General features: G+C 34.6%; 26 protein-coding genes. 14 read left to right on the forward strand and 12 right to left on the reverse strand.

Annotated features, from left to right (window positions below):
- From ESZ54_RS10770 to ESZ54_RS10785, 4 genes are all read right to left on the reverse strand, one after another.
- The coding region (locus ESZ54_RS10770; RefSeq protein ID WP_136137662.1) for a transposase at positions 1 to 342 on the reverse strand (342 nt) is incomplete at its 3' end.
- A 250-nt stretch (positions 343 to 592) separates the two neighbouring features.
- Entirely contained in the window at positions 593 to 910 is a 318-nt protein-coding gene (locus ESZ54_RS10775; protein WP_136137663.1) for a hypothetical protein, read from the reverse strand.
- A gap of 60 nt (positions 911 to 970) precedes the next feature.
- Positions 971 to 1,288: a hypothetical protein gene (locus tag ESZ54_RS10780; RefSeq protein ID WP_136137664.1), complete on the reverse strand. Its 318-nt coding sequence runs from the start codon at positions 1,286 to 1,288 to the stop codon at positions 971 to 973.
- 429 nt (positions 1,289 to 1,717) lie between these two features.
- Entirely contained in the window at positions 1,718 to 1,951 is a 234-nt protein-coding gene (locus tag ESZ54_RS10785) for a helix-turn-helix transcriptional regulator (protein WP_136137665.1), read from the reverse strand.
- Positions 1,952 to 2,315: 364 nt separating this feature from the next.
- On the opposite strand from ESZ54_RS10785, the gene ESZ54_RS10790 reads away from it, so the two are divergent.
- From ESZ54_RS10790 to ESZ54_RS10805, 4 genes are all read left to right on the forward strand, one after another.
- Entirely contained in the window at positions 2,316 to 2,948 is a 633-nt protein-coding gene (locus ESZ54_RS10790) for a TetR/AcrR family transcriptional regulator (protein WP_136137666.1), read from the forward strand.
- 100 nt (positions 2,949 to 3,048) lie between these two features.
- Positions 3,049 to 3,789, forward strand: coding sequence for an ABC transporter ATP-binding protein (locus ESZ54_RS10795; protein WP_136137667.1), 741 nt, complete (start codon positions 3,049 to 3,051; stop codon positions 3,787 to 3,789).
- On the forward strand, positions 3,764 to 4,459 hold the full coding sequence (locus ESZ54_RS10800; protein WP_136137668.1) for a hypothetical protein: 696 nt from the start codon (positions 3,764 to 3,766) through the stop codon (positions 4,457 to 4,459). The genes ESZ54_RS10795 and ESZ54_RS10800 overlap by 26 nt, the downstream gene beginning before the upstream one ends.
- Before the next feature lie 3 nt (positions 4,460 to 4,462).
- Complete coding sequence (locus ESZ54_RS10805; RefSeq protein WP_136137669.1) at positions 4,463 to 5,686, forward strand: MFS transporter; 1,224 nt, start codon at positions 4,463 to 4,465, stop codon at positions 5,684 to 5,686.
- A 56-nt stretch (positions 5,687 to 5,742) separates the two neighbouring features.
- Here the strand turns inward: ESZ54_RS10805 and ESZ54_RS10810 are convergent, their stop codons facing one another.
- On the reverse strand, positions 5,743 to 6,522 hold the full coding sequence (locus ESZ54_RS10810) for a C39 family peptidase (RefSeq protein ID WP_136137670.1): 780 nt from the start codon (positions 6,520 to 6,522) through the stop codon (positions 5,743 to 5,745).
- A 217-nt stretch (positions 6,523 to 6,739) separates the two neighbouring features.
- Between ESZ54_RS10810 and ESZ54_RS10815 the strand changes: the two genes are divergently transcribed.
- The gene (locus ESZ54_RS10815; RefSeq protein WP_136137671.1) at positions 6,740 to 7,951 is read left to right on the forward strand and encodes an MFS transporter; all 1,212 of its coding nucleotides are present in this window, start codon (positions 6,740 to 6,742) and stop codon (positions 7,949 to 7,951) included.
- 117 nt (positions 7,952 to 8,068) lie between these two features.
- A complete protein-coding gene (locus ESZ54_RS10820; RefSeq protein ID WP_136137672.1) occupies positions 8,069 to 8,590 on the forward strand; it encodes a hypothetical protein in 522 nt (173 codons plus the stop codon).
- Between the two features lie 129 nt (positions 8,591 to 8,719).
- Here ESZ54_RS10820 and ESZ54_RS10825 read toward each other — a convergent pair whose 3' ends face one another.
- Together ESZ54_RS10825 and ESZ54_RS10830 are read right to left on the reverse strand one after the other, a co-directional pair.
- Positions 8,720 to 9,580: a hypothetical protein gene (locus ESZ54_RS10825; RefSeq protein ID WP_239433799.1), complete on the reverse strand. Its 861-nt coding sequence runs from the start codon at positions 9,578 to 9,580 to the stop codon at positions 8,720 to 8,722.
- A complete protein-coding gene (locus ESZ54_RS10830; RefSeq protein WP_136137673.1) occupies positions 9,580 to 10,038 on the reverse strand; it encodes a cysteine hydrolase family protein in 459 nt (152 codons plus the stop codon). The genes ESZ54_RS10825 and ESZ54_RS10830 overlap by 1 nt, the downstream gene beginning before the upstream one ends.
- 307 nt (positions 10,039 to 10,345) lie before the next feature.
- On the opposite strand from ESZ54_RS10830, the gene ESZ54_RS10835 reads away from it, so the two are divergent.
- From ESZ54_RS10835 to ESZ54_RS10855, 5 genes are all read left to right on the forward strand, one after another.
- Positions 10,346 to 10,765, forward strand: a complete 420-nt coding sequence (locus ESZ54_RS10835; protein WP_136137674.1) for a PTS sugar transporter subunit IIA domain-containing protein — start codon at positions 10,346 to 10,348, stop codon at positions 10,763 to 10,765.
- A gap of 11 nt (positions 10,766 to 10,776) precedes the next feature.
- Complete coding sequence (locus ESZ54_RS10840) at positions 10,777 to 11,274, forward strand: PTS sugar transporter subunit IIB (protein WP_136137675.1); 498 nt, start codon at positions 10,777 to 10,779, stop codon at positions 11,272 to 11,274.
- 28 nt (positions 11,275 to 11,302) lie between these two features.
- A complete protein-coding gene (locus ESZ54_RS10845) occupies positions 11,303 to 12,115 on the forward strand; it encodes a PTS mannose/fructose/sorbose/N-acetylgalactosamine transporter subunit IIC (RefSeq protein WP_136137676.1) in 813 nt (270 codons plus the stop codon).
- The gene (locus ESZ54_RS10850; protein ID WP_136137677.1) at positions 12,112 to 12,939 is read left to right on the forward strand and encodes a PTS system mannose/fructose/sorbose family transporter subunit IID; all 828 of its coding nucleotides are present in this window, start codon (positions 12,112 to 12,114) and stop codon (positions 12,937 to 12,939) included. Before ESZ54_RS10845 ends, ESZ54_RS10850 begins: the two co-directional genes overlap by 4 nt.
- Before the next feature lie 167 nt (positions 12,940 to 13,106).
- Entirely contained in the window at positions 13,107 to 15,641 is a 2,535-nt protein-coding gene (locus tag ESZ54_RS10855; protein WP_136137678.1) for a sigma 54-interacting transcriptional regulator, read from the forward strand.
- An 88-nt stretch (positions 15,642 to 15,729) separates the two neighbouring features.
- Here the strand turns inward: ESZ54_RS10855 and ESZ54_RS10860 are convergent, their stop codons facing one another.
- On the reverse strand, positions 15,730 to 16,695 hold the full coding sequence (locus tag ESZ54_RS10860) for a ribose-phosphate diphosphokinase (protein ID WP_136137679.1): 966 nt from the start codon (positions 16,693 to 16,695) through the stop codon (positions 15,730 to 15,732).
- 294 nt (positions 16,696 to 16,989) lie between these two features.
- On the opposite strand from ESZ54_RS10860, the gene ESZ54_RS10865 reads away from it, so the two are divergent.
- A complete protein-coding gene (locus ESZ54_RS10865) occupies positions 16,990 to 18,720 on the forward strand; it encodes an ABC transporter ATP-binding protein (RefSeq protein ID WP_136137680.1) in 1,731 nt (576 codons plus the stop codon).
- Complete coding sequence (locus tag ESZ54_RS10870; protein ID WP_136137681.1) at positions 18,717 to 20,477, forward strand: ABC transporter ATP-binding protein; 1,761 nt, start codon at positions 18,717 to 18,719, stop codon at positions 20,475 to 20,477. Before ESZ54_RS10865 ends, ESZ54_RS10870 begins: the two co-directional genes overlap by 4 nt.
- Positions 20,478 to 20,722: 245 nt before the next feature.
- Here ESZ54_RS10870 and ESZ54_RS10875 read toward each other — a convergent pair whose 3' ends face one another.
- Both ESZ54_RS10875 and ESZ54_RS10880 read right to left on the reverse strand, forming a co-directional pair.
- Positions 20,723 to 21,568, reverse strand: coding sequence for a DUF4767 domain-containing protein (locus ESZ54_RS10875; RefSeq protein ID WP_136137682.1), 846 nt, complete (start codon positions 21,566 to 21,568; stop codon positions 20,723 to 20,725).
- Positions 21,569 to 21,601: 33 nt separating this feature from the next.
- Complete coding sequence (locus ESZ54_RS10880; protein WP_136137683.1) at positions 21,602 to 22,531, reverse strand: EcsC family protein; 930 nt, start codon at positions 22,529 to 22,531, stop codon at positions 21,602 to 21,604.
- Positions 22,532 to 23,031: 500 nt separating this feature from the next.
- Here ESZ54_RS10880 and ESZ54_RS10885 point away from each other — a divergent pair, with 500 nt between their 5' ends.
- Positions 23,032 to 23,898 (forward strand): aldo/keto reductase, encoded by an 867-nt coding sequence (locus tag ESZ54_RS10885; RefSeq protein WP_136137684.1) that lies wholly within the window; start codon positions 23,032 to 23,034, stop codon positions 23,896 to 23,898.
- Between the two features lie 68 nt (positions 23,899 to 23,966).
- Here the strand turns inward: ESZ54_RS10885 and ESZ54_RS10890 are convergent, their stop codons facing one another.
- Both ESZ54_RS10890 and ESZ54_RS10895 read right to left on the reverse strand, forming a co-directional pair.
- On the reverse strand, positions 23,967 to 24,638 hold the full coding sequence (locus ESZ54_RS10890) for a B3/B4 domain-containing protein (protein WP_136137685.1): 672 nt from the start codon (positions 24,636 to 24,638) through the stop codon (positions 23,967 to 23,969).
- A gap of 79 nt (positions 24,639 to 24,717) precedes the next feature.
- The gene (locus ESZ54_RS10895) at positions 24,718 to 26,583 is read right to left on the reverse strand and encodes a BglG family transcription antiterminator (protein ID WP_136137686.1); all 1,866 of its coding nucleotides are present in this window, start codon (positions 26,581 to 26,583) and stop codon (positions 24,718 to 24,720) included.
- Positions 26,584 to 26,648 lie beyond the last annotated feature (65 nt).

Below are 26,648 nucleotides of genomic sequence, written 5' to 3' on the forward strand. Positions count from 1 at the left end.
AATTCTTTGGGATAATACATGTAAGATTCGTGAAAATGTGGCTTCAGATGGATCTCTATCGCCAAATAGAAATCCTAAACTAAGCTTAAATCGAACATCTTGCTTAATTCTCATAACTAAAGCTTTAATTGTTGGAATGCCTTCTAAAAAGCTCACTAAAACAGCACGAAGTGCTGCTTCGTAATTAATGGTAACTGGCGCGCCGACAGTATTCTCTTTTTGAAATAAAGCAATCAATGGCGTTAGCTCTAACGGGGAGAAAAACTCTTGATATTTTACTTCAATCTCAAGTTCTTGTAGAATTTGGATGTCAAAAAGCGTTGGTTGTTGTATGATAGACATAGGAATCTTCCTTTCTGTTTAAGGGTCTGTCGTGACATCTTAATTATAACAGATGGGGAGGTTCTTATTTTTATTGCTTTTAGAACGTTAATGTATCAAGGCATTACGATTATGAAATTTGCTCAGTAAGTAAAATGATGACTAAGAAGTATAATTTGTCAGTCTATTTGATGAAAAGGTCTTGATCCTTATCCCAGTACAAAAACTATTTCAATAATCAAATACATTCTAGAACACCCTCACGACTTTCCTAAGAAAATTTATTAAACAGCACAATTCCTGTAAATTGAATCGTCGTAACAAGGGCTAGCCCCAAATGAACCAAAAAACTAGCTGATTTTGAACTTATTACAAATAAATCAGAATATGCACTAAACAAAATAAAAATAATAATTGTACTGACAAAAGTAAGCATACTCGCCTTAGCAAAAACTGAACGCCCCCGTTCATCACGTCCCTCTTTACTAAAATAGAAGGACACACTATATATAAATGTAAGTAAACACACAATTAACATCGTGATTGATACCCAATGATTTACCGGTAACGTTTCTAAGAATTCTTTCATCCTTATCTCTCCTCCAAAATTATTAATAAAGCACATTTTATTGGTTTCTCACGATTTTTCCTACAAAAACTTATTAAACAATACGATTCCTATAAATTGAATCGTTGTAACAATAGCTAGTCCCAAAACAATCAAAAAACTAGACGCTCTCATACTTATTACAAATAATTCAGGATACGCGCTATAGACAGAAAAAATGATAATTGTACTGACAAAAGTAAGCATACTTGCTTTAGCAAAAACCGAACGCCCTCGTTCATCACGTCCCTCTTTACTAAAGAAATAGTAAACACTATAAATAAATGCAAGTGCACCGACAATAAGCATTGTGAGTACTACCCAATGATTTACCGGTAACGTTTCTAAGAATTCTTTCATAGCATTTCTCCTCTCTAAGTTTATAAATTTAAAAAGCACTGTAAAAAAATCAAAAAAAATCTATAATTTTGCTTTACTCTCTTTACTTTAATAAAAATCATTGTCTCTAGTTTTCTATATGCTTAAAAATAATAATAGCTAACGACTGAGAAATACAAATCAACGCTATGCTTGACAATATTACGAAACTGGTCGCCTTATCACTGATACTAAAGAGTCCTATATGAAACCAATAGTAACTGAACAAAACAATAGTGATAAAAAAGGTACACATACTTGCTCTCGCGAATACTAGTCGCCCTCTTTAGTCTCTTCCTTCTCTACTAAAGAAAAATTTGAAATTATAAATAATAGCAAAAATCGTTAAAAAAAATAAAGTATACGATAACCAATGATTTACCGGTAAATTCTCCAAAAATTCTTTCATTCTTATCTATCCTCCTCGATTTTTTTAAATATAAATAGTTCTTCAATTGGCACGTCGAAAAGTGAAGCAATGTCATGTGCCAACAATAAGGAAGGATTGTATTTATTTTTTTCAAGTTGCATAATCGTCTGCCGTGAAACCCCTACTTTATCAGCAAGTTCTTGTTGGGTCATCCGATGTATCGCGCGTTGAACATGTATCGTACTTTCAAAGCTGGATAACTTTGACTTTGCCATAAAAACATTCCTTTCAAAATAGTTAATCTACTTATGCTGATTTCTTAACTGACCTTATCAATCGCTGAATTTCACATTAAACATTTTTTGAAGTGTCGCGACTAATTCTTTTCCACATTCTTACTAAAGATAACAGTTAAGTTCTTCATAAATCAACATCACATAGGTTTTTATTTCATTAACAAGGATCGTGTTCCCTGTTTCTATACAACATTTACTCTTTTATCATATATCAAGTTGGTTCACTTTAAAAGTCAACATTTTCTGTTTCATTGGTTTCCCCTTTTTAAATTTTCCTTTGACATAGATACCAACAGTATGTAATACTGTCTTTAAGATTATTGTTTCGAGGGAGGTTGTTAAAATCGCAAGAAATAAATATCCTGAAGAAAGTCGTCAAAAAATTTTAGAAGTTGCTGAAAAATTATTTTTGGAAAAAGGCTATGATGCAACCACTATTCAAGATATTGTCAAAGGTCTTGGAGGGATGACAAAAGGCGTTATCTATCATCACTTCAACTCAAAAATTGATATTCTGAATGCAGTTATGGAAGAAAGTGATACACAAGAAAATCTTCAAAACTGGCGTGGTAACACTGGTTTAGAAAAACTCCAAAATTCACTAATGGATTCTTTCAGTAGTCTCAGAAAACAAGAAATTGGCTATTCAGCAGGCGTGACACTAAAAAGCCCACGCATTCTCGGTGAAAAATATTTAATGACATTTGAACAAATCGTTCCCGAACTAACTAAAGTCGTTGAAGAAGGGATTGAGGATGGTTCAATCACGACTGATGATCCAAAAGAAGTAGCCGAGTTAATGATGCTCACGCTCAATTTATGGATTGGTATTCAAATTACATCATTACCTGAAGAAGAGTTATACCGAAAAGTTAGATTTGTAAAAAAAACGTTTGAGGGACTTGGTATTCCATTATTGAATGACGAACTAATTCAAACGGCAAATCATTTAATTTATTATTTAAAAAATAATTAGCTACTCTAATTATTTTTTTTAGATAATACATACCTATAGTATGTATATTTTTATTATGCGATACATACCGAGAGTATCTATCGAGAAAGAAGGGATTTTTTTGGAAAATTATTTAACCTTATCACACCTTGAAAAGAACTACGGCACTAAGGAAGTCATCCATCACCTCTCATTATCTGTTGCGAAAGGTGAAATTTATGTACTTCTTGGGAAAAATGGCGCTGGAAAGTCAACTTTGTTTAAGTTGATTGCTGAATTAGCCTTGCCGACAAATGGCACAATAAGCATTGGTGGCCATCCCATCACCCAACAAACACGTAAGAAAATTGGCATGAGTATCAACCAACCCGTTTTTTATGAGGACCTAACTGCCGAAGATAATTTACGCATTCATTGTACCTATATGGACTATCCGCTCTCTACATCACATTTGAGTGATACTCTCAAATTAGTAGGATTAGCTCCAGAAAATCAAACATCCGTTAAAAATTTTTCGCTTGGCATGAGACAACGTTTAATGCTAGCACGATGCCTCATTCATGAGCCGAATTTATTGGTGATTGATGAACCCCTTAATGGTTTAGACCCAAATGCCATTCGTCAAATGCGCATCCTTCTGAAAAATCTTGCAGCATCAGGCCTCGCTATTTTAATGTCAAGTCATATTCTTTCGGAAGTCGAAGCTGTTGCCACAACAATCGGCGTGATGAATCACGGTGTCCTAAGATTTAGTGCGCCACTTACATCACTCCAACAACAATACGGCGAACAATTAGAAGACTATTTAATTCAAGAAATGGAAGGAGATCCACTAAATGAAACTTATCAAATTAGAAATTAAAAAAATTAATTTTATCCCATATCTGATTGCAAGCCTTGTGATGCCAATTGTTAGTCTTGGCTTTATGTATTTTCTATCTTTTGTACCTCACTTTGACGCTTCTGTTACAGCTGATTTCGAACTGACAAATCCTCAATTTATCTTTGCACTAGGACTCATGATTAACATCGCTGGCTTTGTTTGTATCGGAACGGCTTTATTAGGCCGAATTGTTCTTGATGCCTATCGTGAAAACACCATCTATCTCACATTAAGCTATCCCATTTCAAGAGCGAAAATCTTTAAAGCCAAACTTGCGACTTGTATCCTATTTTGTATGTCCAGTGTCATCATCAGTGGTCTTTTTTCCACGCTACTCTTTTTTACAAGCGAAAAAATCAGACCAATCTTACAACAACCAATGCACTTTGTATATGTATTGCGAACCATACCCATGATTTTTATTGCCGCCATTTTGGTCAGTAGTATCATGTTAATCGCTCTGTTTATTGGCTGGCGAAAAAAATCAATTGCTTTGACCGTTACAATGGGCGTTCTTATTTTTTCAATACCAAGTAATTTCCTAGCGCTTGGACCCTTAGTTTTAAGTCTGGTGACATTGACTTTAACGACAATTGCCATTATTCAATTATCACGACTCTTTTCAAAAATAAAAAAAATCAAGGCTTAGCATATGACAAAACAATCGTTAAACACCATTCTCTTATTGTTCAGTCAACTTTTCTCCGTTATTGGTACAACCATACTACAATTTGTGATTGCACTTTACGTTCTTGATCTCTCACACTCTGCTCAAATGTTTAGTTTAATTATTGCGGCTACTTTTTTTGGGCGCGTGCTTTGTTTACCTTTTGCAGGTGTCATGATTGACCAGATGTCTAAGAAAAAAATGATGATGGCATTAGATGGTGCTTATTTTCTAATCACAGCACTTTTTATGTTGCTTAATCAATACAAACAAAGTAATCTGTTTTTTCTGATATTTGTATTTATTATCGGGCTAATTTCAGCGTTTGAAACACCCTTATCACAAGCCAGTTTATCTCTTCTATATGACGAAGAAAGCATTCAAAAAATGACTGGTTTTGTGACAGCAATCAGTATGTTTGGTTCGTTGATAGGACCAATATTAGCAAGTCTGATCTATCGTTTTAACGCTGTAAACTTCTCTTATTCGATCTGTATCATTTTATTCATTGCAGCATGGATTTGCGAACTATTTCTAAATATACCTGAGAAGTTACAAAAACAAATTCATTCGTTTAGAGATAGCGTTCGCTTAGACTATCTTGAAGTTACTCAACAACTCAAAAAACAACCAATTATTTTAAAAATTTGTCTTTTCGCATTCTTATTAAATGTTATTCTAGCCTCATTTGTACAAGTGGTGATTCCTTATCTCGCACGCGTAATCTTAGCGGTAACTGATCAACAATATGGCATCTTGCAAACCTTTTTTGCATTTGGCGGATTGCTTGGTGCCATTCTCTACAGCCTTTTCGCCAAGATAAAACATAAGCCTTTGATAACATTTATGATTATAATTGGTTTTATTTTTATCATTTTTGGCTATGTTCTCAAATTTAAGCTTGATTCATCTCTAACTTTTTATCTTATCTTAAGCTTAATTAGTATTATCCTCTGTTTAATTTCCTATATTTCAGTACATCTGATTAGTGCCATTCAACTTCAGGTTCACGCAAATATGGTTGGGCGCATGATGTCTTTTGTTCTCTTACTTTCAACACTTGCGACGCCATTGGGTCAACTCATATGGGGACAAATCATCCAAACGCTCAATCAAGAAGACTATATCCGAGTAGGCTGGTCAATTGCCCTTATCGTTTGTCTAATCACTATGCTATTTCGTAAGACTTTGATTACGTTGCAACACTAAAAAAAACCACATGTCAAAAAAACTCCCAAAGATAGGCGTTTTCGACATGTGGCTTTCTATTTTGTAAATATCCAAAAATTTAGTGCTTCTTTTTGAAATAATTCACGGTCAAAATTTTGTTCATAGTGTTTCTTTTTCGGACTATCATTAGGATCTAATACCATCCATTTTCCGTTAGAATCAGCAAATAGAATTAAAAAATGACCATTATCCGTGAAAGTTCCTGGTGAGACAGATACAACGATTGGAATACCATCGGATATACTTTTTTCAATTTTATCAAAGTCTAACGTTTGCTCCACCTGATAACCAAATTCTTCCGCAAACATTGGGAAAATAATCCAATCTGTGCCTTGATCTTGATGAAAATACTGATTTCCAGACCATTTCAATATATCATCGATAGACGTATTCTTTTTCTGCCAATACGAATCAATCATTGCCAAAACTGCAATTGCACAGCCATTTTGTGCAATTGTATCTTTTTTTTCATCTGTTCCGTAAAATTTAGTGCCCCAGCGCTCATCTGTTTGAATAATCAATTTTAAATCCTTATTCTTAGTACGTTCCTGAATCCTTTTCCCAGCTTTTTGACTAAAGGCAGGTGTTGTTAGTTCATATGGTAAATTTGCGCTACTTTCAGTTGTTTTTATTTTTGATGTTGTCGTCTGAATTTGCTTTGGTTCTGTATGGTCAAGCGCCGACTTCTTTTGACTGTTTACAATTTTCACAACCCCAAAAATAAATAAAACAAGGACTATCATAATCATGATAAATTGCGCTCTTTTTTTCTTGATTTGTTTATTCGTTTGATTTGGTTTCATTGGCTGATTCATGACATTCCTCCTTGCAAGGTCTATTAACACTACTATACCAAATAATACTTAAATATTTTACTTTAAGGTTCTTAAATTACCCTAAGGTTTTAGAAGATATCTTACTTTCAGAAGCAAAAAACTTAAAAACACTTTCACAATTTTTTTACCTATATGGTACTATGAAAATACAAATTGCGTTTTTTAGCATCAATTAAGATTAGGAGTGAACAAATCAATGGAAAATACGATACAGACCAAACATACGACTTTTATTTATGCTACATTACAGTTTATTTATTGGGCGATGAATTGTAGTATCTATAGTTTTGCAGGTATGTTGTTTATCTACGCTGTTAAAAATCAAGGCAAACCCATCTCAAATGGTACTCTGTCTTTTGGTATCATGCTATCTCTTGCAAATCTCATTTCGGCTTTTTTACAACCCTATATTAGTGAAGCCATTATCAAAAAGTATCATTATTCGCTCACTAAAATAATTATTATTTTAAATACATTGACTTCTCTCTCGCTCTTGATTTTACCTTTCATCCTCAATTCTGGAGCTTTTCTTTTATTTGGGTTTGGTATCAGCCTCGTGTTAATTCTCACAATGCAACCTTTTATTAATGCACTTGGCTTCGATTTTATCAATCACAATATTCCAATTAACTTTGGTGTTTCAAGAGGTGCCGGTTCGATAGGATTCGCATTATCATCATTTGTTGTTGGCCTAATACTCTCACGATATTCACCTAAGTATTTACCTCTCATTGTTTTATGCTTAAGTCTGTTACTATTTGTCCCAGTTTTGCTATTAAAATCTTCATCACATCATCAAGAATCAAGTCAGGACGTTGAAAAAACAAAGATGACGCTATTATTTTCAAAATACCCATTTTTACTTGAATTACTTATTGGTTTCTCCTCACTATTTATTTTCCATACTTTTGTCACTTCTTTACTTGGCCATCTTTTAACTGGGAGAGGAGGTACATCTGCAAACCTCGGTATTGCTTTAATGATTGCTGGTTTTTGTGAACTTCCAGCGATGTTCTTCTTTTCAAGTCTAATCAAAATCAAAGACAGTAAGTATTGGGTAAATTTTTCTGCAATCTTTTTTTTCATTAGAAGCATTGCACTCTTTCTTGCCTTTACACCAAGCTTAATGATCAGCACACAATTCTTACAATCAACGAGTTTTGCACTCTTTATTCCTGCATCTGCTTACCTTTTTAATCAGTATTTAGATCCCTCTGACAACACACTTGGACAATCTTTGATTACAGCAACAATGACAATTGGTGGTGTTCTAGGAAATTTAATTGGCAGTTTCTTTTTAAGAACTTTTATTAGTCCAACGCCTTTGTTAATTTTTGGAATTATCGTCACAGGATTCGGATTTATAAGCATTCATTGTGGGCTAAAAAAAATGACAGCCACTCCTTAAACAATCGTTTGTCTTTTTCAATGTTTTCGCTTGAAAAAAATAAAGTTGCGGGTATATAATGAGCCGAATCAAAAATGAAAGTCATTATGAAAGTGATTCGAAATTTCAAAAATGAAGATGAATAATATGAAATTTATTATTGGAACACCCGTTACAGTTTGGATTGGTTTAGTTGTACTTCTATTTTTAGGCTACCGTTTATCCCAAGAAAGAATCATTGAAAATGAAGGCTTCGGTCATCGTTTAATTTATGTTCCCATGGTCGTTGCTGGAATCAATATTTACAGTGTCAAAACTGCAAACTCTATACCTTTGGTGATTGCGAGTGGCGTTATTGGTTTTGTTATTGCGTTACTTCTCTTCAAATACTTACATCAAAGTTTAAATATCTTTACACTTCAAAATAATGACATTCATAAGAAGGCTAATTTTATCGTGCTATTTGAGGTAATGGGTATCTTTTTATCAAGATATATTTTTTCACTATTACCATTCTATTACCCTAGTTTAGAACACAGTTTAAATTTCTTGTTAATAAAAGTCGGCGTCATTAACTTCTTTATTGGTATTCTATGTAGTTTTGGTTTTACTGCGCTCCATAAAATTCAAGAACTCTTACCAGAAAAACAACACTCATAATTTTACATAAAAAGCGAAACATCCTCAAAATTAGGATGCTTCGCTTTTTTCGATTTATCAAGAGTAGGATGTTTTGATTGAAATAAAATAGCAAGATTGATGATGAGTAATAGACAGAAGAATAACACCCTACCCCAACCAATTATTGTAAAAATAAGCTAGCCATTCTGAATCTTTTCGTCTTGTTTCAAATGGCATATAGCCTTGATAATGGTATCGATAATCGACTTTCCATCCCCCGTCTACTGTTTTTTTACTTTCTATCAGATTTAATAAAGGTTGCACCTCTATTCTATTTTTTAATTGCGCCCTTCCAACAATTTCAACTAAGTCAGTCAATGATAATGGATACGTCTCTGGAAAAATGCTGTCTGTAATATGAGGGCTAATCGGAACATTTTCCGATAATCTCAAATACATTTGATGTTTTAACATATAGTCAATGCCTTGATCAATCAACTGATTCACGTCACAATCATTTTGGGATACCAAATCACGATAAATAAGCAGACCTTTGATTGATTTTCCAATACCGATGTAACAGGTAACCGCATTTAGACAACCACCATGCTTACAAATGCCTTTATGAGACCATCTTGTTAGTTGATTCCGTTGAAATACTTGATACTTTTTGATCCAATTCAAAGCTTTTTGCGCCTCTTGAGTGTGCCCCAGTCCTAATCGACAATACGCACCCAAAAGCATTGCGTTGTAACAAGGCACAATATCTTCTACCTTGCCAGTATAAGAAAATCCTTCAACAGTAGATATTTCTGTATTTATTTCGTTGATCAGTTTTTTCGTGTAGGCTAGTTCAGCAGCAAAAGGAATTTCAGATAGTGCAAGAATTTTATAAATCTTCCCCAATGTATTTAAATCTGTTTCAGAGGTGATTTTTTTAACTATCTTTGATTTTTCGATCATTTGAACAGTAGTCTGACAATTAATATTTTGATGATGATTCATTCTTAACGTCAATATTTCATCCATTAGTTTTCACTGATAAACTGATTGGTTGAAACAAGGTTACAACCTAGCGCGTTCAATTTTTTATTCCAAATTTGACGCATTGGTTTGATGACTGAATCATGCGCATCTTCAATTAAAGTAACAGGATATTGTCTGTCTAGCGCCGCTTTAACAGTACTTTGAATGCAGGCATTACTCATTAATCCTACAACGATAAAACTATCAACTTCCAATTTTTTAACGATTTCGCAAAATGAAGGTGAGGTGAATGCACTAGGTCTCATTTTTGTGACGACTGGATCAGCTTCCTCAGAAATGAGATTATTCACCAAATTGCCTCTCATGGCTTGCTTGACATATATAATAGGAATCTCTTTTTCTTTTGCAGATAGAATCACTTGATTTACTCTCTCAATAAAGGCATCCCTCCCTGCAAGAAAATTGGCTGTTCCCGCTTGAATATCAATTACTAACAACACTTTTTTTTCATTATTATCCTCTTTTCACATCACCCGTATTTTTTCCCTACCATTTTTATTATATCATTTTTTCCTATAAAAAATTTTGCTTGATCCGTATTTCCATCTCATTACTCAATCGTGTGCCTTATCATATGTAAATCGGTGCTTTTTCCACATACTTATGATTAGTGTTTAAACAATTCTATCTAAAAGTCATAGTGTTTAAACACTATTTTTGGTCAAAAATAGCTTAGTGTATCAACTTTCCGCACAAAAATAAAACTTGGCACGCTAATTGCTAATATATAAGTGAGGTGAAATAAATATGGAAAAGAAGTACTTAGTGGCATCCCATGGTGAACTGGCAAAAGGGATTCAAAGTTCACTCAACATTCTTGCAGAGAAAGGAGATAGTATTACAGCAATCAACGCTTATATGACTGAAGAAGACTACACCCCTATTATTACTGAATTTGTCGCAAGCATTAAAGACGATGAACAAGCAATTATTTTTACTGATTTATTCGGCGGAAGTGTCAACCAAAAAGTCGTAACCGAAGTGCTAACTGCTGGTAAAGAAAATATTTTTGTTGTATCCAACGCAAACTTAGCTGTTGTGCTTTCAACAATGTTCTTGCCTGAGGATCAACCGATCACAAAAGAACAACTTGAAAACACAATTAATGAAAGTCAAGTTTGTTTGGTACCAACAACTATTGAAGAAGACGAAGAAGACATTTTCTAGGAGGAAATAAAATGATTACACAAATTAGAGTTGATGACCGCTTAATTCATGGTCAAGTTGCAGTTGTATGGACAAAAGAATTAAATGCACCACTATTGGTCGTTGCGAATGATGAAGCAGCAAACAACAAAGTGATGCAAATGACTTTAAAAATGGCTGTCCCAAATGGCATGAAATTATTAATTCGTTCAGTTGAAGATTCAATCGAACTATTTAATGATCCACGTGGCAAAGATAAAAGAATCTTTGTAATTGTAAACTGCATTTCTGATGCAAATCGCATTGCTCAAAAAGTTGAAGATCTTGAGACTGTGAACGTGGCAAATGCTGGTCGTTTTGATAAAACTGATCCTGCTGATAAAAAAATGGTCTTCCCTAGTGTTCAATTAGGACCAGCAGAAATCGAAGCCGCAAAAGAATTAGCAAGTCTTGATCGTGTCAATAGTTACAATCAAGTTCTACCAACAAACCCTCAACAAAGTTTAAAAGAAGCACTTGAAAAATTATAAAAAAATGGATTATTGGAGGTAAGAAAATATGTTGATGAATGCAATAATGGCTGCTTTGGCAGTATTTATCTGTTTTGCAGGTAACTATTTAACTGGCCAAAGCATGATGGAAAGACCACTTGTCGTTGGGTTGGTCACAGGTCTTTTACTTGGAGATATGAAAACTGGGGTTTTAATGGGTGCTGCTCTTGAAGCCATTTTCTTAGGTAACGTAAATATTGGGGGCGTCATTGCTGCAGAACCTGTTACTGCAACAACAATGGCGACAACTTTTGCTATTATTTCTAATGTTGAACAAAAAGCAGCCTTAACACTTGCTGTACCAATTGGTATGCTTGCTGCTTTCGTTGTAATGTTTTTGAAAAACGTTTTTATGAATATCTTTGCGCCAATGCTTGATAAAGCAGCTCGTGAAAATAATCAAAAAATGATTGTTGCCTTGCACTATGGTACTTGGCTAATTTACTACTTGATTATTGCCTCAATTACCTTTATTGGTGTTTTAGCAGGTAGTGGACCTGTTGAATCATTCGTAAACCACATTCCTGAACGATTAATGAATGGATTAAGTGCTGCAGGTGGCTTACTACCAGCTGTCGGGTTTGCAATGCTAATGAAATTACTGTGGGACAATAAACTATCAGTCTTCTATATTTTAGGTTTTGTTTTAACTGCTTACTTGAACTTACCAGCGGTAGCTGTAGCTGTTCTAGGTGTGGTAATTTGTGTCATTAGCGCATTACGTGACTTTGAAATTCAAAACATCTCAACTGGCGCAACTAAAACTGCAAATGCTGCACCAGCAACAAAAGAGGATGAAGAGGAGGACTTTTTCGCATGAAATTCCAAGAAAATTTAGACAAAGAAGAGAAAAAAATGATGCGTTCCGTCTTTTGGCGATCATGGACAATGAATGCCAGCCGAACTGGAGCAACACAATATCACGCGGTTGGGGTAATTTACACGTTACTACCTGTCATCAACCGATTCTATAAAACAAAAGAAGAACAAGCTGATGCCATCGTGCGTCATACAACATGGTTTAACGCAACAATGCACATCAACAACTTTATTATGGGACTTGTTGCATCAATGGAAAAACAAAATAGTGAAGATCCAACATTTGACGATAGTTCTATTACAGCCGTTAAAGCATCATTAATGGGACCTATCTCTGGTATTGGCGATTCGTTCTTCTGGGGTATCCTTCGTGTTGTTGCTGCCGGAATTGGAATTTCACTTGCTGCTACAGGTTCACCACTTGGCGCAATTGTCTTCTTACTATTGTATAATATTCCTGCCTTCTTAATTCACTACTATGCGTTATATAGCGGCTACTCAGTTGGCGCAAGCTTTATCGAGCGTATGTACGAATCTGGCGGAATGAAAATTTTAACAAAAGCTTCAAGTATGTTAGGATTAATGATGATGGGGAGTATGACTGCTTCTAATGTTAAATTCAAAACAATTTTAGAAGTTAGTGTTAAAGGCAGTAAAGAAGTCATGAAAATGCAAGATTACTTAGATCAATTATTTGTAGGACTTGTACCTTTACTCGTAACACTTGGCGCATTTTGGTTATTACGTAAAAAAGTCAATGTTAACGTGGTGATGTTTGGTATTATGTTCTTAGGTATTATCTTAGGATTACTAGGTATTGCATAAACTTGATTAGGGATAACTTAATTTTTCAAGTATAATAAAGAGTCTCGTCCCAAAAACAACGCATTCCCATCTTTTTTGAGGTGTTGCGTTGTTTTTTTGGACGATAATAAAAGTAAATAATACATAAATTAAACGATCACGCATAAGAGCATAAGGAGTGATTTTCGTTGAGAAAAGAAACACACGATTTAATCTTAAATATCTTGGAAAGTGAGAGTAAAAATAAGGGTTTAACAACTGTTGAAGTTGCAGAACTATTAAAACTGAGTCGTTCTGCGACAAGTTTATACTTAAATGAACTTTTAGAAAATAATGAAATCAAACAAATGGGGATTCGTCCCGTTTACTGGACATCAATTGACAATCGTAACATTAAAGAAATTAGTGATGTCTTTGAACAGTATATTGGATACGACGGGAGTGCTCAAGAGGCTATTGAAAAGTGCAAAGCCGCAATCCTCTATCCTCCTGTAGGACTACCCTTGCTTTTATCTGGACCTAGTGGTGTTGGTAAAAGCTATTTAGCCAAATTGATTTTTGAATATTTAAAAGAAAAACGTAAAGATGAAGCCCAAACATTTATTGTTTTTAACTGTGCGGATTACGCCAACAATCCTGAGTTGTTGTCTTCAATCTTATTTGGACACACCAAGGGCGCTTTTACTGGTGCGGATTCAGAAAAAAAAGGGCTACTTGCATTGGCTGACGGTGGCGTTTTATTTCTAGATGAAGTCCATCGCCTTTCTCATGAAAACCAAGAAAAACTATTTCAATTTATGGATAGTGGTCAGTTTAGACCAATTGGTGAAGAAGCGAAAGTGATTTCTTCAAAAGTCAGACTGATGTTTGCGACAACTGAAGAACCCAAAGATGTGCTTTTGCCAACTTTTTATCGCCGTATTTCAGTAACCGTAAACCTTCCTGCCTTACATGAACGTCCAATATTAGAAAGAATTGCCCTGCTCCACCATTTATTTGCGCGTGAAGCAATTCGTTTGAATCGTGACTTTGAAGTCGATAATCAGATATTCAAAGAACTGATTGACGTGCAAATTCCAGGTAATGTTGGCAGTCTGGTTAATAAAATTCAGATGTACTGTGCTGATTCATTGCGAAAAGACGATTCTGAAAAGCATTTGATTATCGGGTCGGACCACGCCCACGGCTACACTTTTATCACATCTGAAAAAACCACTCCAAAAGTCAAAAGTAATTATTTAGAACAGCTCAATGACGCATTTATTTCAATTCTTGATTCTGATGATAGTATTCCTGAGTTAAAAGAAGATTTGTTTCAATTTGACGCCCATTTTTTGGAAGGTAATTTTCATTCTCAGCAAGATGTTTACGCCAATCAAATTATTTCATTAATTGAAAAAAATAATCGTCTAATGATTGATAATCTTGATTTAACAAAACGTGCGCTCACAAGCGTTGTTCGTTTACTTCAAGTAAACAAAAACACAGTGTCATTACAGCTATTAAAACAAGTCAAAAACAAACTTAGTCAAAGCTATCCTAGAACTACATTGTTTGCTCATTACGTGACAGATGGTCTATCACCAGAGGTTCGTTTATTTGTCGAAGTTATTTTGGGCATCTTACTTGTAGATAAATTTTCTGAGGATATCAAATATCATGCCCTCTTAGTAGCACATGGTGAAACCACCGCGACAAGTATTCAAGCTGTTGCCAACAAACTGTCTGGGGAATATATTTTTGATGCAATCAATATGCCTCTGACTTCATCCATTCGAGATGTCATCACCCAAGTTAAAATTTGGCTCTCAGAACGAGATACCTCTGAAGGTGTTATCATGTTGGTTGATATGGGTTCATTAACACAACTTTATAAAAGTTTAAAACCTCAAATTTTGGGTGAACTTTTAGTCATCAATAACTTGACCACATCATACGCTCTTGAAGTTGGTAATCAATTGGTCAATGGACAGATGTTCTATGAAATTGCCCGTAGTGCTGAAAAAACTTTTGTCACAAATGTTCAATATTTTGAAGGATTTTCTGTTGAAAAAAATATTATTATTTCAAGTATTTCAGGTTCTGATGTTTCTAAGAAACTAAAAGAAATTTGTGAGAAGAATTTAAACCCTGATATCAAACTGATTGTTCTAAACTTCAATGAACTTCGAAATATTCTTGAACGGGCGACAACTGATCAGAATTATTTAAAGGAAACCTCATTAATTTTAACAACATCGTATTTAGACAATCAATCTGACGTTCCAAGTATTAACTTACTAGATGTTCTAGATGTTGATGCCGAAGACCAAATGCAGTCTATTTTTAAAAATTTGATTCACCCTAATAATATTCCAAATTTTCTAAATGAGTTTATTCATTTCTTCTCAAAAGAAGGTTTATCAGAAAAACTTGAGTTCTTAAACCCTGATGTGATTATCCGTCAAGTTGAGGCCATTACTGAAAAAACAGAAAAACGCTTCAATCTTCAACTCAGTGCAAAAATGAAATTCAACTTAACGATGCATCTCGCTTTAATGGTCGAACGGATGATGTTAGGCGATCAAGATTACCCTGTTCCTTGCGATTTATCTGAACTAAAAATCAATCAAAAGTATTTTTATCAAAATATGAAAGATATTGTCTCTGGCCTTGAACAGTTTTATCGCATCACGATTTCTGACTGGGAACATTTTGTACTTTATGAAATATTAAATCCATAATAAAAAATAACGACCTCCAAAAGTTAGAGTTTTGGTCTTACTTTTGGGGGGCGCTACGTTTTTACGTAAAATTGACAATTTTTATTTTTTATCTATCAAAATCAATAATTTCATCTAAGCCTTCTAATTGGAATAATTTACTTAATGATTTTTCTAAGTAAATGCCTCTAATCGCTTCAGTTAATAATTCTGAACAGCTGATATATGTCACGTTATCCGCAACCCGATCTTCAGCAACCAAACAAGAGTCCGTTACACAAATATCTTGGATTGGTGATTTCTCTAATTTTTCTTTCGCACCTTCGACAAACAAACCGTGAGAAGCACAACCAAAAATGTCGTTCGCACCATTCTCTTTCAATAATTCTGAAACTTCAAGGAATGTGTTTCCCGTTGTAATCATATCATCTAAAATGATACAGTTCTTACCTTTCACATTACCGATAATATAAGGATGATTTTCACCTTTATCAACGATAGCTAATGTTGTGTCAAGATACTCAGATAAACTACGTGCACGTTTAATCCCACTTGATTTTGGCGCAACAATTACAAAATCTTCCCCACATTTGCCAGTATCTTGAAAGTATTTTGCAAAAAGAGGAACTGCAAATAAGTTATCAGATGGAATATCAAAGAATCCTTGGACTTGGGCATTATGTAAATCAAAAGTTAACACACGTGTCGCTCCAGCATCAGCAATCATATTAGCAATGACCTTAGCTGTAATTGGATTATGCGGTTTTCTTGTGTGATCAGATTTTGAATACCCATAATAAGGTAAGACGACATTAATTGATTTCGCACTTGCTCTCTTTAAGGCATCAATCATAATAATTAATTCCATGTAATAATCGTTGGCTCGGTGGTTGGTAGATTGAATGATGAAAACATCTGCCCCACGAATACTTTCTTCAATACTAATCGCAATCTCACCATCACTAAATTGTTGAATACTACATTTACATAGATCCATTTCTAATAGATCAGCAATTTTCTCAGCTAACGGTATATTTCCATTTAAACTGATCAGTTTTAATTTTTTATTATTCATTTTTTATTGATTCCCTCTTTTTCTATTTTGGCTCAAACATTTCCTCATGACTGCTAATAAATGAGTCCTTCATCTTTACATTATACATGAATTAACACGAATCTTAACTATGTATTTTAGTTTATTTAGAATATTTTTGCATCGTTTACGGTTTTATTTAACTTTTAGTAGCATTCTTTCGTCAATTGTAGTTATAATGGAGAAACAAGCTTTTTTAGTCTTCACTTTTTTACGAAAAAGAAGTACGACTCATCAATATAAGAAGCGCACTTTAACAGAAAAGGAGAGAAATTTATGAAAACTATGTGGCATTACGTCATGAAACAAAAAAGTATGCTCGTACTTAATCTAGTCTGTGCATTCGGTTTTGTGATTATCGAGCTCGGTTTGCCAACGTTACTGGCTAAAATGTTAGACCAAGGTGTCGCAAAAAATGATTTTGATTATGTAAAACAAATAGGTCTCATCATGATTGCGACAATCTTAGTTGGAATTGTCCTTTACTTAGGACTAGCGGTTGTGGGTGCGAGATTAAATACTCGACTCGTCCGTGATATGCGAACTGATATGATGGATAGCATTCAAGATTTATCGCATCAAGAATATGAAAAACTTGGCATCTCATCTTTAATTACAAGAATTACAAATGATGCCTACCAAGTCATGCTCTTTATGGGAATGATTCTTAGAATTGGATTTATTACACCAATCATGTTTATCTTCAGTTTATTCATGATTGTTAGAACCAGTCCCTCACTCACCTATTTTGTTTTAGGTGCCCTGCCATTTTTACTTGGTGGGATTATTCTAATCGGAAAGAAATCAGGCCCGTTATCAAGCAAACAACAAAGTAATTTGGATAATATCAATATGATATTACGTGAAAATTTAACTGGGTTGCGTGTCATTCGTGCCTTTGTAAATGAGAAGTTTGAAGAGAAACGTTTTGATAAAGTCAATACAGATTACTCAGAGAGTTCTAAAAAACTTTTCAAATTAATGGCTGTCGCACAGCCAGCATTTTTCTTCCTATTTAATATCGTGATTGTTTTAGTTATTTGGTTTGGTATTGTTCAAATTGATAATAGTCAACTTGAAATCGGAAATCTCATTGCCTTTATTGAATATATTTTCCATGCACTCTTTTCATTTATGCTCTTCTCAACTGTCTTCATGATGTATCCACGTGCGGCTGTTTCTGCTGGACGTATTCAAGAAGTCTTAGATATTGAACCTGCAATTAAAGATGGCACAATGGAAATTGATGAAGCCGCAACAAACGGTGTCCTTGAATTTAACAATGTTTGTTTTGCTTACCCTGGCGAAAGTGAAAGTCCAGTTATTCGTGATATTTCATTTACTGCTAATCCTGGTGAAACAGTTGCTTTTATCGGTAGTACAGGTAGTGGTAAATCAACGCTTGTACAATTGATTCCTAGATTCTATGATGTAACGCGTGGTGAAATTAAGATTGATGGCTTTGACGTTCGTGACTATCCACTTAAAACATTACGTGAAAAAATTGGCTATATTCCTCAAAAAGCACTACTTTTCTCAGGTACAATTGCAGAAAACTTAAAATATGGTAAGTCAGATGCGACTGAAGCAGAGATGCTAGAAGCTCTTGATATCGCACAAGCCACAGAGTTTATTTCGCAAAAAGAACTTGGTTTAGAAGAACCTATTTCTGAAGGTGGTTCAAACTTCTCTGGTGGTCAAAAACAACGTCTTGCCATAGCACGTGCTTTAATCCGTAAGCCAGCGATTTATGTTTTCGATGATAGTTTCTCTGCTTTAGATTATAAAACAGATGCAACTTTACGAAAACGTCTCAAAAAAGAAACCACACAATCAACCGTTTTAATTGTGGCGCAACGTGTCAGCACGATTATGCATGCCGATAAAATTATTGTCTTAAACGAAGGAAATGTTGTAGGAACTGGTACCCACCGCGAACTACTTCAATCATGTTCTATTTATTACGATATTGCCTCATCACAATTGACAGAGGAGGAATTAGCATGAAAAAATCACTAAAAGCGTTTAAACGAATCTTTACTTATATTGCACCATATAAAATTAGTTTTATCATGGCATTTTTAATGGCAATTATCACGCTTGTTGTAAATGCTGTTCTCCCTTATGTCACAGGTTTACCAACAACAAAAGTAGCTGAAAACCTGAAAAATGGCGAAACTGTAGATTTTGATTACATTTGGAAAATCTTGTTAATCCTCTTAATTGTCGGCTCAATTTATTGTATTACAAACTTCCTGTCACAAGTCTTTATGACAAATGTTGTCCAACATTCAATGCGTGATTTACGCCGTGACATTGATCAAAAAATCAATCGACTACCTGTTTCTTATTTTGATAAAAATCAATTTGGTGAAGTTTTATCACGTGTGACAAATGACGTAGATGCTGTCAGCAATGCGTTACAACAAAGTTTTATTTCAATTGTCAATGCGCTACTTGGAATTGTCCTAGCAATTAGTGCGATGTTAATATTGAATGCTAAATTAGCAATCATCGTCATTATTATCATTCCACTATCTATTATTATTTCAAAAACAATCATCTCAATCTCGCAAAAATACTTCAAAGCCCAACAAGATTCTTTAGGCGACTTGAATGGTTTTGTGCAAGAGAATTTAACAGGTTATAACGTGTTAAAACTTTATGGTCGTGAAGAACAAACCATTAAAGATTTTAGTAAAGTTAACAATCGCTTAGCTCATAATGGTTTTAGAGCCGCCGCAATTTCTGGGTTGATGATGCCTCTTGTCAACTTAACAGCTTATAGTTCTTATATTGGTGTTGCTGTTGCTGGTTCATACTTCATCATGCAAGGCGCTCTTACGTTAGGTAACTTACAAGCCTTTATCCAATATGTTTGGCAAGTCAGCCAACCAATGGGCCAAATTACCCAGCTATCATCTGTTATTCAAAGTGCTTCTGCCGCAACAGAACGTATTTTTGAAATTCTGGATGAACCAGAAGAAATTCTAAATGAAGTTGATATTCCTTTACCGGAAACGATTCATGGTGATGTTTCATTTGAAAATGTGTCATTTAGTTATGACCCTAAAAAACCATTAATTCAGAACTTTACCGTTGAAGTAAAACGGGGACAAACTGTGGCTGTCGTAGGACCAACTGGAGCTGGTAAAACCACTTTAATTAATTTGTTAATGCGTTTCTATGATGTGACAGACGGCGCCATTAAGATTGATGGTATTGATACGCGTAAAATGAATCGTAGTGACGTGCGCTCACTCTTTGGCATGGTGCTACAAGATGCTTGGTTGTATAATGACTCAATTGGCGAAAACATTCGTTTCGGTAACTTAGACGCGACTGATTATGAAGTCGTTGATGCTGCAAAAACAGCCAATGTTGATCACTTTATTCGGACAATGCCGGATGGTTATAACATGCAAATCAATGAGGAAGGCGACAACGTCTCGCTTGGACAAAAACAACTATTAACGATTGCGCGTGCCGTTATCTCAGATCCTAAGATCTTAATTCTTGATGAGGCAACCAGTTCAGTTGATACGCGATTAGAAAGCTTAATTCAAAAAGCTATGGATAAAGTCATGGAAGGCCGAACAAGCTTTGTCATCGCCCATCGTCTCTCAACCATTCGAAATGCAGACTTAATCTTAGTTATGGATCAAGGCCAAATTATTGAACAAGGTAATCACGAAACATTGATTGCCAAAAAAGGCTTCTACGAAAAACTATACAATAGTCAATTCCAGAATGAAGCAGAATAAACGTGCGAAGAAAAGCGCTTTGGCCTGAGTCATAAGATTATCCTAACAAACAATTCGCTCTTTGAATTGATTGATAGGATAACTTAGGACCGAAGGACAGCTTGACGCAGCCATACCACTATAAACGTGCGAAGAAAAGCGCTTTGACCTGAGTCGTAAGTAATTTGGACCATTTCACTTTCCATATCGCACATCAAAAAAACCAAGTAGAAACGCGTAAAAAAAGCGAATCTACTTGGTTTTTTCTATTGGGCTGATTCATCTGCTTGAGATTTTACTATTTCAGTAAAAGCAGAAATTAAATCGGTTCTTGAGGTCACATGGAAATACAAGTAATTATGGTCATTGCCTTGATTTTGTTGGGTAATCAAGACTTGAGGTGTGCCTTGATGAATAACAAAAAAGTACACATGCTTTTCCATATAAGGTTGTGTATCAGCATCAGAAAAAACTGCAACAAGTTGGTAGTCTTTAGTACCAGTACCATCTTGTGACCACTCAACCGTAACTGGTGACTCATCAACAGCCATTGTCCACTCACCTTTTAAAACATTTTCAGGGACTTGAACACCGTACAAATCAACATTTTTTTGATTGCTATACTGTTGATACTGCTGGTTCATTGTTTGCCCCCACGTTACCATATAATTTGCCAATTCAGTATCTTTATGTTCATTCCATAATGAATTTTCATCAGCTTTTTTATCTTGTGTTACTTCCTTTTTTGCTTCCTCACTATTTTTCTTTTCATCAGTGATTTTTTTTAGATCTTCTTGCGCAAAAATAATCAATTGCGGAGAACCATTAGTTGTCGCAATGACTTCTTCAAATTCACCTTGTGCGATATCTTTCTTATTTCCTTCCACATTCTTCAGCCCGGATTGATACAATTTCAATTGTTTTTGAATGTATTTCGCAGTATCATCCTTTTTGCTTTCTTTGATCGCAACTTCAATTAACTCTTCGGCTTGAGGAAATTTACGTTCAAAAATAGCTTCTTTAGCTTCTAACATCGTTTGTTCATAGGTTTCATTTTTAGTACAACCAACTAAAACCACCATCATACTCAATACTAACAAAATTTTCTTCATAGTACCCTCCCCTTACTTCAAAAAAGATTATGCTTACTTCATTTTCGATAAAATATTACGTTTAATTTCTTTAAAATCATGCTCTGAAATCACACCACTATTCATGAGATGGAACGCTTTTTCTAACGCTTCTAAATCATGTTTACGTTTCTTTGAATGTTCTTTTTTTTCTTTTGATTTGGTCTTCGCTTCTACATGAATCCCATTCCGATTTAACATTTGTAAATCTTTTTCTAAATCAACGACATTATATGATGGAAGTAAGCCAAGCTCAACTTTCAATCTCTCAGCCATTTTCTTCATTTCAACATAATTTGTCCCACCAGAGATAACACCACCAACTACAGGGATTAATTTTGCAACACCCTTCGTTACGGAAACCTTAGCTAATTTCTCGTTAAGAATAGCCAACACATTTTCTGTCACAGGCTGATAAATTGCTTGATTCAATGTATCATTATTTAATTTTTTCATTGATTTAGCAGATAACCTACTTGATAACACTCTCAGTGCAGATGCAGCTGTATCAACATTTAACATAATTCCGATGTAAAGAATCAAAGTGTTTTTAGCATTTTCATCCAGTTGATTTTCATTCAGCCAGATATCTTCATAACCATAAATATAAGCAATTTCCTGTGCTAGTTTCAAACAATATGCATAAAATTGAGCGATATCGGCTGGAATAGTTGCAGCAATCGCAAAGCCACCAGGAATACCTGTCGCAAATGAAACAAAACTTGATTGTGTCGTGAGTAAATTAATCCGCTCTTGAACCAATTGATCCAATTCATCTTGTGAGAAATAAACTTGTGGCCCTTTTGCGATTAATTGATTTAAATCAAGGACTTGATTCCCAAAAAGTTTGACTAAAAATTCTGTACGATTGACTTTTATCCATGGTAACTTCAAAGCTTCATTCATTAAATTTACAGCTAAATTATCGTGACTTGTTTTACTCATATTGTCCACGTCCATTCATTTTTATTAATATTTTGTTCCCCCGTTGAAGTCTGGATTTCTACTTCAATTATCCCGTGCTTCTATTATACAACAGTTTTTGAAAACTTTAAAAAATCGCATTGACACAATAAATCAATTGAGTGCTTTAACTTTGAACACTGAGTGATCTTCGATAACATCCGTCTTAAAAAATCAAATGATTGATATAATTTTTGTGTTGCTTGATTATCGATATGGTGAAGAAGAAATGCAAAATTTCTTAGATTTGTTGTCTCCAAATAGCGTTGTTGTGCTATTGAAACTTCAATTACAACGACATCTTCGATATTATCAGCTTCAATTTATTTAAACTGAATCATGTTTATCACCTTCCTCAACTGTCATCCAAGCGGAAGTTTTGTTGAATTCAGTCATATTAAAGAAGACAACACTTGTTTTATACTCATCTTTTACCTACAATAAAGATGGTTTTAAAATATAATTAAAGGAGTCTTCACATTATGATTTTACAAGAACAATTTTTATTAGCAGACGGAAAATCAATCCCAAAACTTGGTTTAGGGACATGGGAAATCGCAGACGAGGCAGTTGCAGATGTCGTGAAATCGGCTATCGAACTTGGTTATCGTCATATTGATACAGCACAAGCTTACGGCAATGAACGCGGCGTTGGCGAAGGTATTCGTAAGAGCGGCGTACCACGTGAAGCATTATTTATAACAACCAAAGTTGAAGCAGAAATCAAAAATTATGATGACGCACTTGCTTCAATTAAGCATTCACTTAAAATCATGGAATTGGATTATTTAGATTTAATTTTAATCCACAGTCCACAACCTTGGGCCGATTTTAGAACAAATAAAACATATTTTGAAGAGAATCTCGCAGTGTGGCGAGCATTAGAAGAAGCTCAAAATGAAGGCTTAGTCCGTTCAATTGGCGTTTCGAACTTCAAAGTTAGTGACTTAGAGCATCTCATCGCTCATAGCAAATCAAAACCTGTCATCAATCAATTTTTAGCGCATATTACAAATACACCACACGAAGTGATTCATTACTGTCAAAGCAATGACATCTTAATTGAAGCGTATTCTCCAATTGCGCATGGTCAAATTTTAAATCATCCTGATATCCAAACGATGGCTAAAAAATACAACGTATCTGTTCCGCAACTTTGTATTAAATATTGTTTAGCACTTGGCCTTTTACCTCTACCAAAATCAAGTAATCCTGCACACATTGAAGCAAACGCGCAACTTGATTTTAACCTTTCTCATGATGATCTTGAACAACTCAAAAAAATGGACACTATCGCAAACTATGGTGATGCTGAAGTCTTTAAAGTTTTTAGTGAAGGCACAAAATAAATTTACTTCTATAAGATGGTTTATTCTAAAAAATGCAAAACTCTTATTCAAAGGGTTCTGCATTTTTTTTAAGTTATTATTTCAATTTGATACGTAATTTCGGGTGTCATTACTTGTAATTTCTTGATGAAGCGCTCCAATGCTTCTACTCGGCTTTCAGTTGACGTATACTCATTACCTTGGATCACAAAAATAGCATCAGTTGTTTGTTCATCCAACTTGTAGTCTTCTGAATCACGACAGTCAAGATACGCTAACACGCCATTTTGATCTCGATACAAGTAATCAAAAGGCATGACTTTTTTCTCAGACGACATAATCGGATGAAAGACATCTTCGCGACCTGAAACGGTAAACTCAATCGGAAAGGTAATTTTTCGTAAATCATGGGCACCAATTGAAAAATAAGAAGTCAATGCTTCTAAATTATACAAATCAACGACACTGTTAATACGCGGCAAACTCTCACGGCGTTGAACGTTTTTAATTAAAGCTTCAACAGTTGGGGGATATTTTTTCTTACTACGCTTAATTTTTTGAATCATCTCATAGTAGCCTTGGACCACTTGATTATCTTCTAAGCTCTCAAGCGATTGTTTTAACACGGCTGCTTCAATTTGTTGTAACTCCGTTTCAAGTTGTTCTGGTAAAGCGGCCAAAGTGTCTAAGCCATGAACAGTTGCAACGACAATTGTATCAATACCTAGTGTCTTTAAACTATCATCTAGTTTATAATCCATCTTTTCACGTCCCTTTTTCTTGATATGTTTAGTATACCATTAACTTCAAAAAAGAAACGTTATTCGGATAATAATCATTTTATTGTTGTCCTAAGATTTGAATAACTTCTAAGTAGTCCTGCGTCTCATACACTTCTTGAATTTTATCAGGAAAATTAGCCCAATTAGAAAAAATATCGCAAAGGTCAGTTAAGTCTTTATCGCCATCCTTTTTAGTTTTAATTAAAAAGAGTGACTTAATCACTGTCTTTTCCCAAAGAATTGGATGTGTGAGGTGGACAATTAAACAAATCCGATGCTTTATCATTTTATTTAAATCTTGAATATGCACCATTCCATTGCCGACTTCATGATATTCAAGTTTACGTTTCGGATAATCCTCTTTCAAAAAGCCATTTTGTTCAAGATGACAAATAATTTGTTCTTCAACTTCGTTTTTAGAAGTTACATTCAAACGGACAATGCTCGATTCAGAAAGATATTTCTTAAGCAACGTTTTAATACCAACTTTTCTCCGAAAATGTGATTCGATATCTAATAAATCATTTTTGGTGACGTTTGTCATGGTCAATTTAGATGATTTCTTCAACTGTCGATCGGCAACAGTTGAAATCAATGCATCAAAGCGATCATCAAATTGCTCCAACGATGAGATCACTTTTATTTGATATAAAGATTCATTCAAAAGTGTTTGTAGATAGGTTTCATACATCATCTCTTCCGCTCGATTATTACCTGTATATAAAGCAATCCGATACTTTTGCGTACTCTGTTGGTTCAATCCATATTGATAATACAAGATCAAATAGCCATATTCATCAAGTGGCACGTCATGTGTTAATAGATTTTTTTCGATGATTTGAATCGCCGAAATACAGATTTTTGCCGCAAATAAATAGTCACGAAAATGTTGAAAAACATAGGGGTTAGGAATCGAAACTTCATTCTCTACCCGCTTAATTAACTGTTGTAGATGTAGCTCCAAAGCATGGTTTAATTGCCAATCCGCTGAAAAATCAATATCAAAATTCTGTTTAATTTCAAAATTGATTTCTTTAATTGTCGCCTTAATTTCTTCGGAAGCTGTATTCATATGCGTACTCAGCATGCGTTTATGACTGAGATGTAAGTAGATATAATCAATGGTTGCCTTAGAACTTTCCTTACTCTTAATAAACCCTGACACTCGCTGAACAATTTCAGAGGCAGCTTGATAACTTCTAAAATCAATTTTTTCATCTAACTCGGAAAGCTCTGCTTCGTAAGCCATTCGTTCAAACGCAATAAAGATATGAATACTAATATCTTTAATCGTATTCGACGATACTTTGATATACGAATCGGTACAGACCTCACGAATTATTTTTTCAATATACGTTAGAATAATCGCATCTTGTTTATAAACAGTTTGACGATACGTTGTGAGATAAGCGAGGAAACTGTGATAAAAGAAGTAAGAAATCGCCATTCGTCGATTAAATTCGCTTCCCTTAATTCGCACACCATATGCAGGTCTGTGCTCAATTGTTAATTGATACTCACGTAAAAATGAGCGTACTTTTTTCATATCTTTACTTAAACTAGAAGGACTGATGAATAATTCATCCGCTAAAGTTTCGTAGCGAATTTCGGTCTCCGCCAAAAGTAAACGCTGAATAATGTAGGCGATGCGGTCATAATTATTCAAAATCAAATCTTTATCTCGTGACAAAAAGTTATGATCAATCACACTCATATAGGATTTACTAAGTGCGTAACCTTTACCATGAACCGACTGTAGAATCTCCTGCTCTTGATTCAACACTTCACGAATATAGGCAATATCCTTTTTTACCGTTCTTTTTGAAACAGACAAGTAGTTTGCCAACTCATCTGAAGTAACAAGATCATGGCGTTTTAAATAATCCAATATTAACATCTCTCGATTCGAAAAATAGCGACTCATCCCGACATCCTTTCTCTTTTTAAAGATACGAAAAAAGTACAAGAAACATTCTCGTACTTTTTTCT

Source organism: Vagococcus silagei (assembly GCF_004795745.1).
GTDB classification, from domain to species: Bacteria; Bacillota; Bacilli; order Lactobacillales; family Vagococcaceae; genus Vagococcus; species Vagococcus silagei.

Bases quoted from the DNA above. Each gene is read 5' to 3' on its own strand.
- ESZ54_RS10785 (WP_136137665.1), bottom strand. From the start codon at position 1,951: ATGGCAAAGTCAAAGTTATCCAGCTTTGAAAGTACGATACATGTTCAA.
- ESZ54_RS10800 (WP_136137668.1), top strand. From the start codon at position 3,764: ATGAAACTTATCAAATTAGAAATTAAAAAAATTAATTTTATCCCATAT.
- ESZ54_RS10845 (WP_136137676.1), top strand. From the start codon at position 11,303: ATGTTGATGAATGCAATAATGGCTGCTTTGGCAGTATTTATCTGTTTT.
- ESZ54_RS10870 (WP_136137681.1), top strand. From the start codon at position 18,717: ATGAAAAAATCACTAAAAGCGTTTAAACGAATCTTTACTTATATTGCA.
- ESZ54_RS10835 (WP_136137674.1), top strand. From the start codon at position 10,346: ATGGAAAAGAAGTACTTAGTGGCATCCCATGGTGAACTGGCAAAAGGG.
- ESZ54_RS10880 (WP_136137683.1), bottom strand. From the start codon at position 22,531: ATGAGTAAAACAAGTCACGATAATTTAGCTGTAAATTTAATGAATGAA.
- ESZ54_RS10815 (WP_136137671.1), top strand. From the start codon at position 6,740: ATGGAAAATACGATACAGACCAAACATACGACTTTTATTTATGCTACA.
- ESZ54_RS10820 (WP_136137672.1), top strand. From the start codon at position 8,069: ATGAATAATATGAAATTTATTATTGGAACACCCGTTACAGTTTGGATT.
- ESZ54_RS10840 (WP_136137675.1), top strand. From the start codon at position 10,777: ATGATTACACAAATTAGAGTTGATGACCGCTTAATTCATGGTCAAGTT.
- ESZ54_RS10850 (WP_136137677.1), top strand. From the start codon at position 12,112: ATGAAATTCCAAGAAAATTTAGACAAAGAAGAGAAAAAAATGATGCGT.
- ESZ54_RS10810 (WP_136137670.1), bottom strand. From the start codon at position 6,522: ATGAATCAGCCAATGAAACCAAATCAAACGAATAAACAAATCAAGAAA.
- ESZ54_RS10890 (WP_136137685.1), bottom strand. From the start codon at position 24,638: ATGGATTATAAACTAGATGATAGTTTAAAGACACTAGGTATTGATACA.
- ESZ54_RS10865 (WP_136137680.1), top strand. From the start codon at position 16,990: ATGAAAACTATGTGGCATTACGTCATGAAACAAAAAAGTATGCTCGTA.
- ESZ54_RS10875 (WP_136137682.1), bottom strand. From the start codon at position 21,568: ATGAAGAAAATTTTGTTAGTATTGAGTATGATGGTGGTTTTAGTTGGT.
- ESZ54_RS10895 (WP_136137686.1), bottom strand. From the start codon at position 26,583: ATGAGTCGCTATTTTTCGAATCGAGAGATGTTAATATTGGATTATTTA.
- ESZ54_RS10805 (WP_136137669.1), top strand. From the start codon at position 4,463: ATGACAAAACAATCGTTAAACACCATTCTCTTATTGTTCAGTCAACTT.
- ESZ54_RS10860 (WP_136137679.1), bottom strand. From the start codon at position 16,695: ATGAATAATAAAAAATTAAAACTGATCAGTTTAAATGGAAATATACCG.
- ESZ54_RS10780 (WP_136137664.1), bottom strand. From the start codon at position 1,288: ATGAAAGAATTCTTAGAAACGTTACCGGTAAATCATTGGGTAGTACTC.
- ESZ54_RS10775 (WP_136137663.1), bottom strand. From the start codon at position 910: ATGAAAGAATTCTTAGAAACGTTACCGGTAAATCATTGGGTATCAATC.
- ESZ54_RS10885 (WP_136137684.1), top strand. From the start codon at position 23,032: ATGATTTTACAAGAACAATTTTTATTAGCAGACGGAAAATCAATCCCA.
- ESZ54_RS10825 (WP_239433799.1), bottom strand. From the start codon at position 9,580: ATGGATGAAATATTGACGTTAAGAATGAATCATCATCAAAATATTAAT.